The organism is Cryobacterium sp. MLB-32 (assembly GCF_000738085.1).
In the GTDB taxonomy this organism is placed as follows: Bacteria; Actinomycetota; Actinomycetes; order Actinomycetales; family Microbacteriaceae; genus Cryobacterium.
The window spans coordinates 36,834-50,699 of the sequence record NZ_JPRS01000006.1 but is presented as its reverse complement, the minus strand read 5'-3'; the positions used below and the strand labels follow the sequence as shown (position 1 = coordinate 50,699).

14 protein-coding genes and 1 pseudogene are annotated in these 13,866 nt (G+C 66.8%); 7 read left to right on the top strand and 8 right to left on the bottom strand.

What is annotated here, in order from left to right; translation table 11 throughout:
• Positions 1-14 precede the first annotated feature (14 nt).
• The gene (locus JF66_RS01595) at positions 15-812 is read left to right on the top strand and encodes a putative protein N(5)-glutamine methyltransferase (protein WP_035874152.1); all 798 of its coding nucleotides are present in this window, start codon (positions 15-17) and stop codon (positions 810-812) included.
• Here the strand turns inward: JF66_RS01595 and JF66_RS01590 are convergent.
• Entirely contained in the window at positions 799-1,230 is a 432-nt protein-coding gene (locus JF66_RS01590) for a nitroreductase/quinone reductase family protein (RefSeq protein WP_081882067.1), read from the bottom strand. The two genes, JF66_RS01595 and JF66_RS01590, sit on opposite strands and share 14 nt — an antisense overlap.
• A 279-nt stretch (positions 1,231-1,509) precedes the next feature.
• Between JF66_RS01590 and JF66_RS01580 the strand changes: the two genes are divergently transcribed.
• A complete protein-coding gene (locus tag JF66_RS01580; protein ID WP_051972985.1) occupies positions 1,510-1,893 on the top strand; it encodes a TraR/DksA C4-type zinc finger protein in 384 nt (127 codons plus the stop codon).
• 71 nt (positions 1,894-1,964) lie between these two features.
• On the opposite strand, the gene JF66_RS01575 is transcribed toward JF66_RS01580, so the two are convergent.
• Both JF66_RS01575 and JF66_RS01570 read right to left on the bottom strand, forming a co-directional pair.
• Positions 1,965-2,195: a hypothetical protein gene (locus JF66_RS01575; protein ID WP_035874146.1), complete on the bottom strand. Its 231-nt coding sequence runs from the start codon at positions 2,193-2,195 to the stop codon at positions 1,965-1,967.
• A gap of 129 nt (positions 2,196-2,324) precedes the next feature.
• Positions 2,325-2,639 carry a carboxymuconolactone decarboxylase family protein gene (locus JF66_RS01570; protein WP_035874144.1) on the bottom strand — a complete coding sequence of 105 codons (315 nt, stop codon included), beginning with the start codon at positions 2,637-2,639 and terminating at the stop codon, positions 2,325-2,327.
• 430 nt (positions 2,640-3,069) lie between these two features.
• Here JF66_RS01570 and JF66_RS01565 point away from each other — a divergent pair, with 430 nt between their 5' ends.
• Both JF66_RS01565 and JF66_RS01560 read left to right on the top strand, forming a co-directional pair.
• Positions 3,070-3,867 (top strand): RNase H family protein, encoded by a 798-nt coding sequence (locus tag JF66_RS01565; RefSeq protein ID WP_035874141.1) that lies wholly within the window; start codon positions 3,070-3,072, stop codon positions 3,865-3,867.
• Between the two features lie 260 nt (positions 3,868-4,127).
• The gene (locus tag JF66_RS01560) at positions 4,128-4,514 is read left to right on the top strand and encodes a TraR/DksA C4-type zinc finger protein (protein ID WP_051972984.1); all 387 of its coding nucleotides are present in this window, start codon (positions 4,128-4,130) and stop codon (positions 4,512-4,514) included.
• Between the two features lie 78 nt (positions 4,515-4,592).
• On the opposite strand, the gene JF66_RS01555 is transcribed toward JF66_RS01560, so the two are convergent.
• The 3 genes from JF66_RS01555 to JF66_RS01545 all read right to left on the bottom strand — a co-directional run bounded on the left by JF66_RS01555 (position 4,593) and on the right by JF66_RS01545 (position 7,760).
• Positions 4,593-5,804, bottom strand: coding sequence for an exonuclease domain-containing protein (locus tag JF66_RS01555; protein ID WP_035874139.1), 1,212 nt, complete (start codon positions 5,802-5,804; stop codon positions 4,593-4,595).
• A 104-nt stretch (positions 5,805-5,908) separates the two neighbouring features.
• On the bottom strand, positions 5,909-7,378 hold the full coding sequence (locus JF66_RS01550) for a sugar porter family MFS transporter (RefSeq protein WP_156109609.1): 1,470 nt from the start codon (positions 7,376-7,378) through the stop codon (positions 5,909-5,911).
• Positions 7,379-7,469: 91 nt separating this feature from the next.
• The gene (locus tag JF66_RS01545) at positions 7,470-7,760 is read right to left on the bottom strand and encodes a hypothetical protein (protein ID WP_035874132.1); all 291 of its coding nucleotides are present in this window, start codon (positions 7,758-7,760) and stop codon (positions 7,470-7,472) included.
• Positions 7,761-7,935: 175 nt separating this feature from the next.
• On the opposite strand from JF66_RS01545, the gene JF66_RS01540 reads away from it, so the two are divergent.
• Positions 7,936-8,853: an oxygenase MpaB family protein gene (locus JF66_RS01540; RefSeq protein ID WP_035874289.1), complete on the top strand. Its 918-nt coding sequence runs from the start codon at positions 7,936-7,938 to the stop codon at positions 8,851-8,853.
• On the opposite strand, the gene JF66_RS01535 is transcribed toward JF66_RS01540, so the two are convergent.
• Positions 8,850-10,133 carry a M18 family aminopeptidase gene (locus tag JF66_RS01535; protein ID WP_035874129.1) on the bottom strand — a complete coding sequence of 428 codons (1,284 nt, stop codon included), beginning with the start codon at positions 10,131-10,133 and terminating at the stop codon, positions 8,850-8,852. The two genes, JF66_RS01540 and JF66_RS01535, sit on opposite strands and share 4 nt — an antisense overlap.
• Positions 10,134-10,191: 58 nt before the next feature.
• Here JF66_RS01535 and JF66_RS23455 point away from each other — a divergent pair, with 58 nt between their 5' ends.
• Positions 10,192-10,800, top strand: a complete 609-nt coding sequence (locus JF66_RS23455) for a DUF2510 domain-containing protein (protein ID WP_035874123.1) — start codon at positions 10,192-10,194, stop codon at positions 10,798-10,800.
• A gap of 2 nt (positions 10,801-10,802) precedes the next feature.
• Here the strand turns inward: JF66_RS23455 and JF66_RS01525 are convergent, their stop codons facing one another.
• Complete coding sequence (locus tag JF66_RS01525; protein ID WP_035874122.1) at positions 10,803-11,585, bottom strand: hypothetical protein; 783 nt, start codon at positions 11,583-11,585, stop codon at positions 10,803-10,805.
• A 136-nt stretch (positions 11,586-11,721) separates the two neighbouring features.
• Between JF66_RS01525 and JF66_RS01520 the strand changes: the two are divergent.
• A pseudogene (locus JF66_RS01520) lies at positions 11,722-13,835 on the top strand (RecQ family ATP-dependent DNA helicase).
• Positions 13,836-13,866: the final 31 nt, after the last annotated feature.

The window sequence follows — 13,866 nt, the reverse complement described above, 5'->3', positions numbered from 1 at the left end:
ACCACGGAGGATTCATGACCACACTGTCCCGGTCTGAACGCAGCCTGATTGAAAGCCGCCTGCGGGCCGCCGGCTGTGTCTTTGCCGCTGACGAGGCGAGGTTGCTCGTGTCCTCGGCTCGCTCGGCCTCAGAACTTGAGGTGATGGTCGACGCGCGGGAGAGCGGTCGACCACTCGAGCATATCCTCGGCTGGGCGGAGTTCTGCGGCCTTCATGTTCGCGTTGACCCGGGCATCTTCGTGCCTCGCCGCCGCACCGAGTTCCTGGTGCGGCAGGCCGTCGCCCACTGCCGTTCCGGCTCTGTTGTGGTCGATCTGTGTTGTGGCTCCGGGGCCGTCGGCGCCGCCGTGGCTGCCGCGGTGCCGTCAGCCGACGTCTTCGCCGCGGACATCGATCCGGATGCGGTGCGGTGCGCGCGGCAGAATCTCGATCCGTCGAAGGTCTTCGCCGGTGATCTCTTCGAGGCGCTGCCCGCACGGCTGCGCGGCGGCGTCGACGTGGTCGTGGTGAACGCACCCTACGTGCCCTCGTCGAGAATCGGGCTGATGCCTCCCGAGGCACGCCTCTACGAGGCGCGGGTCGCCCTCGACGGCGGCCCCGACGGACTCGAGGTGCAGCGCCGCATTGCCGCCGAGGCTCGCCCGTGGCTGGCCCCGGGTGGCCATGTGCTGATCGAGACCAGCACGGAGCAGGCACCCCAAACGGTCGAACTGTTTTCGAAGACGGGGCTGGCCTGCCAGATCGCGCATTCCCAGAAGACGCGTGCGACGGTCGTGATCGGCACGTCGCCGGTGTCGCTCAAGCGGGCGTGAGCACGGCGATCGGTATGGTGCGCGGGGTCTTCTTCTCGTAGTTGGCGAAGCCCCCTGCGCGGGGAACGACGACGTCGCGCCACAGCACGTCGCGCTCGGCGGCATCCGCAATGCGAACACTTACGTTGGTCTGCCGTGAGCGGATCTGGATGTGCGCCGAGGATGCGCGCCTCAGGTTGAGGAACCACTGGGGGTCTGTCGGCGCGCCCCCGGCCGACCCGACCACGATGTAGCTGCCGTTGTACTCGAAGAACCCCACGGGAACGGTGTGTTCAATCCCGGACTTCCGGCCGGCGACCGTGAGCAGAAGCACCGGCAGGGAGCCCACGGAGCCGCCAAGCCGCCCGTTCGTGCGTCGGTACAGCCACACGGCCAGGCCCATGCCGGCCCGCTGCATCCTCTTCGCCACGGCATTCATTCGCGACCCCCTTCGTCAGCACCGATCATCGCACCCGGCCTGCACCCGGTCAACCAGCACCGATCATCGCACCCGGCCTCCACCCGGCCTCCACCCGATCAGCCAGCACCGATCATCGCACCCGGCCTCCACCCGGCCATCGAGCACCGAGCACCGAGCACCGAGCACCGCACCCGGCAAACACCCGATCCCGACGAACGATCGCGCTCCCGTCGGGTGCCCGCTGGTGACTCTCGACGACGATGAGACGAGCCGGTCGAACGCGTGGGACCATGGATCATGACCGTTTCTCCCCTCAGCCCGACTCAGTTACACACCTTCGAAACGGCGCTCGGCGTGCGCCGCATCGAGCTGACCGAGCAGACCCAGCGTCTCGCCGACACCTTCGCGGGCGTGCAGTCGGCGCGCACTGACGGTTCGGCCGACGGCGCCCACGATGCGGAAGCGTCGTCGCTGCGCACCGAGTGGTCACGCATGTCGGGATTTCAGGCCGAGGCCGTGCAAGAACTCGCCGCCATTGATCGTGCCCTGCTCCGTATCGCTGACGGCACCTACGGTCTGTGTGTGCGAGGCGGCGAGCGGATTCCCGACGGCCGACTCGAGATCAAGCCGGCTGCCGACCTCTGCATCGCGTGCGCCGAGAAGGCCGCCGCGCGGCGCTGAATAATGCGGTGGGCGGATGCGATCAACGACTCCCCCGCCCGTTCTGAGCGCACGTGGTGTGATCTCAGCAGTTATCGACCTGACCGGTTGACCACGCGGGAATGTACGAGCAACCAGACACCTCGGTACGCGAGCGTAGCGGCCAGGGCGAAGAAGACGACCGCGGAAACATAGTTGAACCAGGCGGATGCGTTGATGACGGTCAAGATCGAGAACATCAGCACCGCAAACGCTCCACAGATGAACATGACCGCGGGTCCGCGTGACGGGGCAGTCGACTCGTGCTTTCCGTTGCTGATCATACGCAACAGCCTAGGCCGGCCCTCGGCCCGCCGCAGGCCGACCTCTGACGCTGGGGCCACGCGACTGTAGCCCCAGCGACGAGAACGGGCCCCCGGCTCTGCGGGGGCCCGTTCTCCTTGCCCGGGGAACTACTCGGTGTCTTCGCTGCCCAGCCGGATGGCCAGCTCAAGTGCCTCGGCGATCTTCACCGCGGCCGTCATCGTGCGGGGAGTACCCACGATCGGTGACACAGCCACGAGCACGTCTTCGACATCGTCCACCGTGAGGCCCGCCTCGGCACCCGGCCCGACGTGCATCAGGTAGGACGCGACCGGCGCATCGACGGCCACGAGCGCGGCGATCCGCACGAGCAGCAGCGAGCGCTCATCCAATTCCGTGCGCGCCAGCGACACGGCGTTGATGTCTGTGATGGCATCCAATACCGGGGTTTCTCCTGTTGCCATGAGTCACACTCCATTTCCGGGGCGTCGCCCCATCGATATCTCGTCGGGGCCCGTAGCAGGCGGCAATCCGCCGGCCGTCCGGGCCGGTCGACATTGTGCCACCGAGTCGCCACGGGGGTAACCCTCAATAGCGTTGGAATCCGCTGGGAGTCAAACCGCCACTTTCTGTGGCCCCGCGGCCTGCACGAAATTCTCGACGACCTCGATGATTCGGCCCGTGCAGCCGCCACACCCGGTGCCGGCCCGCATCGCGGCGTGTTTTACGCAAAGCGTGGGTGCCGTTGACGTTCGATCACCAGATGAGCACACATGCGCGGCCCGAGTGAGGGGCCCCGTTCACAGGTTCGACACAAAGGGACACCGACCCATGCGATCGCGCACGGTGACGCGGCGCATTGGGACACGGTGACGCGGGTGGTTGAATAGACCAATGACGATTACAGCTGCCGCCGACGGTTCCGCGCTCGGTAATCCGGGGCCCGCAGGCTGGGCCTGGTACGTCGATGACGCCAGCTGGGCGGCAGGCGGCTGGAAGCACGCCACGAACAACCAGGGCGAGCTCAAGGCCGTTCTCGAACTCTTCCGCGCGACCAAGCACATCGACGACGACCTCCTCGTGCTCTGCGACAGCCAGTATGTGATCAACTGCGTGACGAAGTGGATGCGCGGGTGGAAGGCGAAGGGCTGGCGCAAGGCAGACGGGAAGCCCGTCATGAACGTCGATATTCTGAAGGAAATCGACGAGGAAATCGTCGGTCGACGGTACCGCTTCGAATGGGTCAAGGGCCACGCCAATCATCCGCTGAACGAGGCCGCGGATGTGCGTGCACGCGGCGCCGCAGAGTCCTTCCAACGCGGTGCACCGGTGCGCAGCGGACCCGGTTACACCGCTTCCGGCACACGGTCGGCCGCCGCTGCTGCTGCTGCTGCTCCGCACGCTGCTTCCCCGGCCGCTCCACTGACCGCTCCCCCGGCCGCGCCACAGAGCACCCCGCGATTCACCCACGACGAGCTTTTCTCCCTCGATGACGCCGACCTCGGCGACGCGAACGAAACCATCGACGACCACCAGCTCGGGTTCGACTCCCGCGACTCCGCCGAGCTGCGCAGCGTGAGTGAACGCCAGAGCGTCACCCTGACCTTGAGCGCCGAGGACTACTCCCGGCTGGCCCAGCGCGCACAGGTGCGCGGTGTGAGCATCGAGGATTGCCTGCGTGGCTTGATCTGAGCCGAGCGATCTGACCGCTCCGACGGCACCGTCAGGCCAGCCAGGCCTAACGGCCGGGCCTGGTCCAACGGCTTGGCCTGGCCCAACGACCCGACCCGTTCCTTCTGTTGCAACAGCTGTGTCTGCTCCTGTTGCGCGACAGAACCTAGGCGTATAATTCCGCTCATCTACGATCCGCCACTCCGGCACGTCGGAACGAACGACGCGTCGGAACGAGCGCGCAACAGCCGTCTCGTCTCCCCGCAACGACAGGAGCAACCATGGTCATGACAGCACTCACCACTGCCGACGTGAGGCACTTTGACAAAGACCTCAAACGCATGCGGGTCGAAATCGTTGCCGAATTGGATCGTTTGTCAGGATCCCTGGACGAGGTACGCGAGGCACGCGACGGCACGCAGGACGACGAGCACGACCCCGAGGGCCCGACCCTCACGATGGAGTGGTCCCGGCTGTCGGGCGTGCACCACGAGTTCGCCGACAAGCTTGCGCGCATCGACCGTGCGCTCGCGCGGGTCGACATCGGCACCTACGGTTTCTGCACCAGGCGAGGAGAGGCGATCGGGCGCGAACGCCTGACCGCCCAACCGGCTACGGAGTATTGCATTGACTGCGCCCGTGAAATCGAGGCCGAGAAACGGCGCTAGGCCGCCCCCTCGCACTAGGCCGAACTAGGCCGCACTAGGCCGAACTGGGCCGAACTGGGCCGAACTGGGCCGCAAGGGCTACTGCACTCCGATGAGTGACCGAAGGCCGAATTCGGACACGATCGGAATGCCGTAGTCCTTCGCCTTGCCCGTCTTGCCGGTGGGGGCACCCGGATTGGCGGCCACGAGCAGTCTCGTGCGCATGGTGATTGCCGGCGCGACCCGAAAGCCGCGGGCATTCAGCTCCCGGTGCCAGTCTTCCCGTGACCGGGCAAGGTCCCCCGTGAGCACCACGATGTCGCCGCGCGTCAGCTGCACTCCGTCACACGAGGTCGTGCCGGACCGCAGCGTGGCCACCGGCGCGGCGGGGGAATCGGGAACGTTGAGCATCTGTGCGACCGCCCGCAGGTCGGCTCGATCGGCCGGGGTCATCTCCCCCGCTTCGACCGCGACCCGGGCCAGATCATCGCAGTACTCAGCGTTCAATCGCCCGCAGGTGTCCCCGTCGATCCCGTGAACGGCAGCGAGCTGCACGAGAGCCGTGAGGTCGCTCAGCGACAGCTCCCGCGTCAGCAGGGACCTGTCGAGCAGGGCGAGATAGTCGAGGTGCCCGTCCGGACCGGAATGATCGGGCAGCCGAGCGGTCATCCGCTCGAGGAACGTTGGGGTGTGCGGTGACTCGACCCCGCGCCGTGGAGCCCAGGGCACGGACGCTCCCTTGAGATGCCTCCAGGGCATGGATCCCGCCCGGTCCATGGCGTCCTGCCACGATGAGAGGTCGGGTGCGCTGTGAACATATGCGGAGAAGAGTTCTGCCGTGGCGATCGCCTGCCCCAGAGCCTGCTGCGCGTCCGTGACGTCGATGTCAAAGGCGGCACAGCAATCGACGAGCGAACGGCCCGCGCCGGGCAGAAAATCCCGCGCGAGTTGCATGGTGCAGATCGCGTCCATTCCCAAACGGGGACGGTAGCCCATCCGTGCGAATTCCCCCATCAGAAAGCCGGTCTCGAATTCTGCGTTGTGTCCCACGAGCACACGCCCCGAGAGCAACTCAACCAGGCTCGGAGCGATCAGGTCGAACGTCGGGGCGGCCACCACCTCGGCCTCGGTGAGTCCGTGCACACCCTCGCCCGCCAGTTCCCGTCTCGGGTTGACGACGCTGTGCCACCGTCCGGTGATCTGCGCAGCGGCATTGAGGTGCACCACGGCCACCTCGACAACTCTGTCGAGCCGGTAAGGGAACAACCCCGTCGTCTGGAACTCGAGTACGGCAAATCCACGTTCGGGCATTCTTTTCCTTCACCTGTTCTCAGGCGAAGTTATCGGCGCGGGCCCCCCGCCCGCGAGTTCCAATTCGGGTGGCATTCATTTGGGGGCTCCGCAGCAACTGCCGGTTATACGGGGATCTTCTCTGCCTTCCGGGCTTCCTTGCCCGCATTTCGTGCCGCGTTCTTCGGGGGCAGCAGGGTGTCGGCCTGCTCGAGCGACATGCCGTTGGTTTCCGGCACCTTGGCGAGGACGAACCAGAACGACAGCCCGGCGAAGAGCGCGTACATGGCATAGGTAATGGTGAGAGACAGCTCAGCCATCGGCGGGAAGCTCACCGTGATCAGGAAATTGGCGATCCACTGTGCCGCCGCGGCAAGGCCGAGGGCCTTCGCCCTGATCGAGTTCGGGAAGATCTCACCGAGCAGCACCCACACGACCGGGCCCCACGACGCACCGAAGGAAATCACAAAGACGTTCGCGGCGATGAGCGCGATCGGCGACCACGCACCGGGCAGGCTCAGCTCACCGGCCACCGTGAGGGACTGACTGAAGGCGAGTGCCATCGCGGCGAGGGACACCGTCATGCCGATCGATCCGGCCAGCAGAATGGGACGTCGCCCGATGCGGTCGACGAGCGCGATGGCCACGAGCGTGACGAGGATGTTGGTCACCGAGGTGATCACGGAGATGGTCAGCGAATTTTCTTCCTTGAAACCGACCGCCTGCCACAAGGTTGTGGAGTAGTAGAAGATCACGTTGATTCCGACGAACTGCTGGAAAACCGAGAGGATGATGCCCACCCAGACGATCGGCTTGAGCCCGAAGGTCTTACCGCGCAGGGAGCCTGATTTCTGCGAACGGGCATCATCCGTGATCGAATCTTTCATATCCCGGATCTCGCGGTCGACATCGCCCGCGGGCCACAGTCGAATGAACACGGCGCGGGCATCCGCTTCACGGTCCTTGAGAACGAGGAACCGCGGCGACTCCGGCAGCAGGAAGGCGACCGCGCCATAGACCACGGCCGGGACGGCACCGGCGAGGAACATCCAACGCCACGCCTCGAGACCGAACCACAGCGGCTCGCTCGCGCCGTCGGCGGCGCCCGCGAACATGGCGTCCGAGAGCAGCGCGGTGAAGATGCCGAGGGTGATCGCCAGTTGCTGGAGGGACCCCAGCCGACCGCGCATGTGGCGCGGCGAGATTTCGGCAATGTAGGCCGGTGCCACAACGGATGCAAGACCGATGCCGAGCCCGCCGACCACCCGCCACACGATCAGGTCGACGACGCCGAACGCGAGGCCGGAGCCGATCGAGCTGAGGAGGAAGACCACACCACCCACGACCATCATCGGGATCCGACCGAACCGGTCGGCAAACCGCCCGCCGAAGAATGCTCCGGCCGCCGCTCCGAGGAGGGCACAGGCCACAGCGAAACCGGTGAGGGCCCCGCTGAGCGCGAATTCCTTCTGCACCGCATTGACCGCGCCGTTGATGACGGAGGAATCAAACCCGAAGAGGAAACCTCCAAGAGCTCCGGCAACGGCCAGAATGATGACCTTGCGATTCGTACTCGGCGTGGTGATAGCGGTCAAAGTCAGGCTCCCTGTGGTTTAAAGCAACCTACCGAGCCTACGCCCGTCGACGACCCCTGCCTTTACAGGCGCCCGTTCCTAGCGATTTTCCCTACAACACCGGGAGCCAACGCGAACGAACTCGCTCCGTCACCTGCGCGCCGAGCAGGCGGGCAACGTCCGCCGTTGCCTGGCGCACGTGCAGCCCCACGCGTAACGCTTCCGCCGGGTTCTCGGCACTAAACCGCACGATCACTCGCGCTTCCCCCGACACCACGGCCAATTCGGATGCCTCGACGGTCGCCATTTCGGCTGCCGCGCGAGCCGCCGTGGGAACCACGGAGTCGGGCGTCACTCCGTCTCGGAGGTCGCCGACGGTGAGGGTTATCCGATAGGAAGGCATGTCTTCAGCCTACGAGTCCAGCCACGCCGGCACGGCCAGCACGGTTCGGCTCGGTTCGGTTCGGCTCGGTTCGGCTCGGTTCGGTTCGGCTCGGTTCGRCTCGGCTCGGTTCGGCTCGGCTCGGTTCGGAGCAGTCACACAGCCCGCTCGCTGGTCTCGCCGCTACGCTCACCTAATGGGCAAGTTTGCAGACAGCTGGCGATCACATTTGCTGACGACCCTCTCCGGCGACGGCGACGGCCGCCCGACGTGGGTCTCCCAAATGGAGAAGGGCAGCGACCGCGGATTCTTCGGCCCGGGTTCCGCCTCCTGGGCCGTGCACGGCGGCTTGGCGACCATGGTTGCCGGTATCCGCGCCCTGCTCATGCAGACCCTGCACCCGGGAGCGATGGCGGGCGTGCACGACTGGTCCCGATATCACGAAGATCCCCTCGGTCGCCTATCCGGAACCATTCGGTGGCTGGTCACCGTGACGTTCGCCGACACTGAGACGGCCGTCCGTGAGTCCGGGCGCGTGGCTCAGTTCCACGGACGCGTTGCTGGCACCTACCTCGATGCCCAGGAGAACGAGCGTTCGTACGCGGCCGGTGACCCCGAACTGCTGTCGTGGGTGCACGTGGTATTCACGGATGCCTTCCTTGAGTCCCACAAGCTCTGGGGCGGGGCCATCCCGGGCGGCGCCGACGCATACGTGCGCGAGTGGGCGAAGGCCGGCGAACTCATCGGCGTGCAGAACCCGCCGGCTACTGCCGCCGCGCTGCAGTCCCAGCTTGAGGCGTTCCGCAGCGCGAACATCCTCAAGAGCGACGAACGAGTCGCTGACGCGGTGCGGTTCATCCGTCATCCGCCGTTGAGACGCTCAATGCTGCCGTTTTACCGCATCATGTTTGCCGGCGCCGTCGCGTCGATCCCCCGTGAATACCGCGACATGCTCGGCCTGCGCCGCTCCTGGCTCCCGGTGGTCTGGGCCACCGGGGCGGTGCTCACCTTCGTGCGCCTGCTCCTCGGCCCCGCGTCCTCCTCAGAGGACGCCGCGCGCGTGCGCATCACGCGCCTGGAGGCCGCCGAGGCCGCCGAGGCCGCCGCCAGTTAGCTCGCGGGGCTGAAGAACGCCTCAATAGCGGCCGACAGAGCCCCCGGGTCGTTCACGTGGCAAAGTTCGCGGGCGGAGTGCATCGACAGCAGAGCAACGCCCACATCCACCGTGCGGATACCGAGCCTTGTCGCGGTCAGCGGTCCGATGGTCGAGCCGCACGGCACCGTGTTGTTCGACACGAATTCCTGGTAATTCACGCCGGCCTGCTCACAGGTGCGTGCCCACAGGGCCGCGCCCACGGCATCCGTCGCATAACGCTGGTTGGCGTTGATCTTGAGCAGCGGACCGCCCCCGAGAATGGGCATATTGGCCGGGTCGTGACGCTCTGAGTAGTTCGGGTCCACGGCGTGGCCGGCGTCGGCCGAGAGACACCACGACTCGGCGTAGGCCTGCAGCCGCTGCGAAACGGATGCCCCGAGGCCGGCCGAGATGCGGGTGAGGATGTCGTCGAGCAGGGGCCCACTGGCTCCGGAGCGCGACTGCGAGCCCAGTTCCTCATGGTCGAACGCGGCCAGCAGGCTGATGCTCGTACCACCGGACGGCACGGCTGCCGCCGCGATGAGCGCACGAAGGCCGGCGTGAACGGCCGACAGGTTGTCCATGCGTCCCGCCGCGAAAAGCGTGTTCCCAAGGCCGAACCGAGCGGGCGGCGCGGTGTCTGCGGTCAGGATGTCGTAGCCGGCCACGTCCGCGGCTTCCACACCCGCACGGTCGGCGAGGTGCGCGACCAGGTCGGCCTGCGCAACGTCTCCGACACCGAAGACCGGGGTGAGGTGACGCTGCCGGTCGAGCACGAGACCGTTGTTCACTTCACGGTCGAGGTGAACGGCGAGCTGCGGAATGCGGAGGAACGGGCCCGTGCGCACGAGGTGCTCCGTGCCGTCCCGGGTGACAAGCCGGCCGGCGAGTTCGAGCTCGCGGTCAAGCCAGGAGTTGAGCAGCGGACCGCCGTACACCTCGACGCCGGCCTGCAACCAGCCGTGAGAGCCGATGGTGGGTTTGGGCTTGAGCTTGAAACCGGGCGAGTCCGTGTGGGCACCGAGAATTTTGTAGGGCGTTGTCGGTCCAGCCCCCACCGGCTGGAGCCACGCCACGACGGCCCCGTCGCGCACGACGAAGCGACCGCCCGGCTCCCCCGACCACTCGTCCGATTCGCTCAACCGCACGAACCCGTGCGTCTCGAGGCGACGGGCAACCTCGGCGGCCGCGTGGTACGACGACGGCGAGGCGGAGATGAAACGGGCGAAGTCATCGATATACGCGGGTGTGGCATCCATCCGTCCATCCAACCACCGATGGAGTGCGCACCTAGACTGGGTGCCACACGATGGGGGAATGATGACGGATTCAGCAGGAAACACACTTCACGAAAAAGGCTGGTACCCGGATCCGTCCGGGGCTCCGGGACTTCGCTGGTGGGACGGCGCGCAGTGGACCGAGCACCAGCACGATCCGTCCCTCGAGGTCTACGGGGTCACTCCCCCACTTGTGGCCGGGTCAGGCACCCGCGTGAACAATGCGCTGCTCTGGACGATTGTGCTGCTTCCGATTCTGTCCTTGCTGGCCATGAGCCAGTTCGATATGACCACGTATCTCATGAATACGCTGTCAACCGATGCCCCGATGATCGACGCGACGTACACGCTGATCCAGATTCTCAGTTTCGGAATCTACGTGGCCAGCATCCTGCTGGCATTCTTCGATCGGCGGCGACTGTCCCGGCTCGGACTCGCCCGCCCGTTCCACTGGGCCTGGACATTCCTCTACAGCGGCATCTACGTGATCGGCCGCTCGGTCATCGTGCGCCGCCGGGTGGGCGGCACCCTCACGGCGGTCTGGGTGTGGGTGGCGATCGTCCTGCTCGGGGTCATCGTGAGCGCGACCAAGATTTCGACGGCAATGAACATGTACATTCCCGCTGTCATGGACACTATTCCGAGCTGAGACTATTCCGAGCTGAGACTACCCCGGCGGATGGGCCCGAGTTCTTCCGGCTGCGGGGCAGGTACCGCGGTCTGCAGAGCGGCACGCGCGAACGCTGCGCCGCCGACGGAGGGCGTCCAGGAATTCCCGTACCAGAGCTCGCCTTCCGTGAAGACCCCAAGGCGGGTCAGCAGCCGCCATTTGTCGAGGATCAGCCGTTGTGCCCGCATCGGCTCAACCGGGCTGCCGTCCTTCTCGGCCCACCCGATCGTGTTCAGGCCCTGGGCTACGGCGTCGAAGTAGTCCTCTTCTTCGTCGAGGCTGCGCGTGGCGATGAACAGCAGCAGAATCCGCGTCGCATCGGTGATCACCGGAGTACGGCTCTTGTGCACCGTGCGCGCGAGGTGCCACCAGAGTTCGCGGGGCGACCGAGCGAGTGTGCGCCCTTTCACGGTCAGCGACAGCTGCCCCTTGCTCACCCGCAGCAGCCCAACGTCACGCATGTACGCGCGCATCTCCCGCAGGGGGGTGATGTTGCTTTCCCGGTTGACCGGCACCGGCCACCCCCAGTCCAGCTCGGTCGTGGCCTCGACCACGACGGCAGGCGGCAGGAGGCCGGCCTTCGTCAGGCGGATGCCGCTGTCCCCGACGCGCCGCAGCATCCAGAGCACGTGTCCCACCATGCGGGTCATCGCCCGTTCGTTGAGCAGGATCGGGTCGCTCACGCGCGCCTGGGCAACCAGACGCCGAAATCCGGGAACCGATTCCGGATGCATGCGTGGCTCGAATGATTGGATGACGTTCATACGCCGAGCCTAACGACGGGCCCCGACCGTGACGTCGCGTGCCGCCGCGAGTCGCGTTCGCTTAGCCTTGAACAATGGCCAGAAACAGTGAAACCACGACCGTCACCGTGTCAGCGGCATCTGACACGCTTGACGTATGACTGACACCCGCGAATCCGCTCTCGCCATCCTGCGCACGCTCGTGGGCCGGCCGGATGCCGACTTCCACGACGGCCAGTTTGAGGCCATCGAGACGCTCGTGGACCAGCGGCGCCGCGCGCTGGTCGTGCAGCGCACCGGGTGGGGAAAGTCGGCCGTGTACTTCGTCGCGACCCTGCTGCTGCGGCGCCAGGGCGCCGGCCCCACGATCCTGGTGTCCCCCCTGCTTGCCCTCATGCGCGATCAGGTGGCGGCCGCCGCGCGCGCGGGAGTGCGCGCGGTTTCGATCAACTCGTCCAACGCGCACGAGTGGAGCGATGTGTTGCAGAAGCTGCAGCGCGACGAGGTCGACGTGCTGCTCGTGTCTCCCGAACGACTGAACAATCCGTCCTTTCGGGACGAGCAGCTTCCCGCTCTGATCAATCGCGTGGGGATGCTCGTGGTCGACGAGGCGCACTGCATCTCCGACTGGGGCCACGATTTTCGTCCGGACTACCGACGGCTCCGCGACCTGATCGCCGAGATGCCCACGGGTGTGCCCGTTCTCGCCACCACGGCCACGGCCAACAGTCGGGTCGTGACCGATGTGGCAGAGCAGATGCAGTCGGCGGGCAATGCCGTCATCACCATTCGAGGGCCACTCGCGCGCACATCGCTGCGCCTCGGTGTGCTGCGGCTGCCCGATTCTCGTGCTCGGCTGGCCTGGCTGCTGAGCCACCTCGGCGAACTGCCCGGCAGCGGCATCATCTACACCCTCACGGTGTCAGCGGCCGAAGACACGCCCGGCTGCTCCGCGACGCCGGTCACACGGTGCGCGCCTACACGGGACAGACCGACACGAGCGAGCGGGAAGAGTCCGAGAGGCTGCTGAAAAACAACGAGGTCAAGGCCCTCGTGGCCACCAGCGCCCTCGGGATGGGCTTCGACAAGCCCGACCTGGGCTTCGTGCTGCACCTCGGGGCCCCGTCCTCGCCCGTGGCCTACTACCAGCAGGTGGGACGCGCCGGGCGCGCCACCGAGAACGCCGATGTGTTGCTGCTGCCGGGAACCGAAGACGAGGCCATCTGGCACTACTTCGCCACCGCGTCGATGCCCAACCAGGCCAAGGCCGAATCCGTGCTGCGCGCGTTGACCGACAACGGCGGAGCCCCGCTGTCCACCCCGGCTCTTGAGGCACGCGTCGACCTGCGCCGCACCCCACTCGAGCTGCTGCTCAAGGTGCTCGACGTGGACGGCGCCGTACGCCGGGTCAAGGGTGGCTGGGTCTCGACCGGCCAGCCATGGACCTACGACAGCGAACGCTACGACCGCATTGCCGCGGCCCGCGTGCACGAACAGCGCGCGATGATCGAGTTCGAAACCACCACGGGCTGCCGCATGGAGTTTCTGCAGCGCGCCCTCGACGACGAAACCGCGGTTGCCTGCGGCCGCTGCGACAACTGCACGTCACCGTGGTACCCCGTCGACGTGCAGGACGAGGCCGCCGCGACCGCGGCCGCCTCTCTCGACCGTGTCGGTGTGACCATCGACGCCCGCGCGCAATGGCCCACCGGCGTGGCAAACCTGGGCGTCAACGCCACCGGCAAGATCGCGCCGGCCGACCGGCTCTCCGAAGGACGGGCCCTCGCCCGGCTCACCGATCTGGGCTGGGGCGGAGCGCTGCGTGGGGTCTTTGAGCCGCAGGCGACGGATGCCCCCGCCAGCCACGCGATGACGGCCGCCTGCATTCGCGTGCTCGCCGAGTGGAACTGGCCGGAACGCCCCGCGGCCATCGTCACGATGCCGTCGCGGCAGCATCCGTTGCTCATAGATTCCGTGGCACGGGCCCTGTCAGAGGTGGGCCGATTGCCGTGGCTCGGGGAACTCTCTCCGGCCAATGGCGGCCCCACCGGAACGGCAGGCGGCAACAGCGCCTACCGCCTCTCCAACGTGTGGGAGCGATTCGAGGTGGGGCCAGAGCTTGACGCGGCCCTCGAACCGTTCGCGGGCCAGCCCCTGCTGCTCATCGATGACGTCGCCGACAGCCGGTGGACTCTCACCGTCGCCGGCCGGCTGCTGCGTCGACACGGAGCCTCAGCCGTGCTGCCGTTCACGCTCGCGCTGCGTTCCTAAGCCGGTTGGCGAACACGCTGTGGCGGCGCCA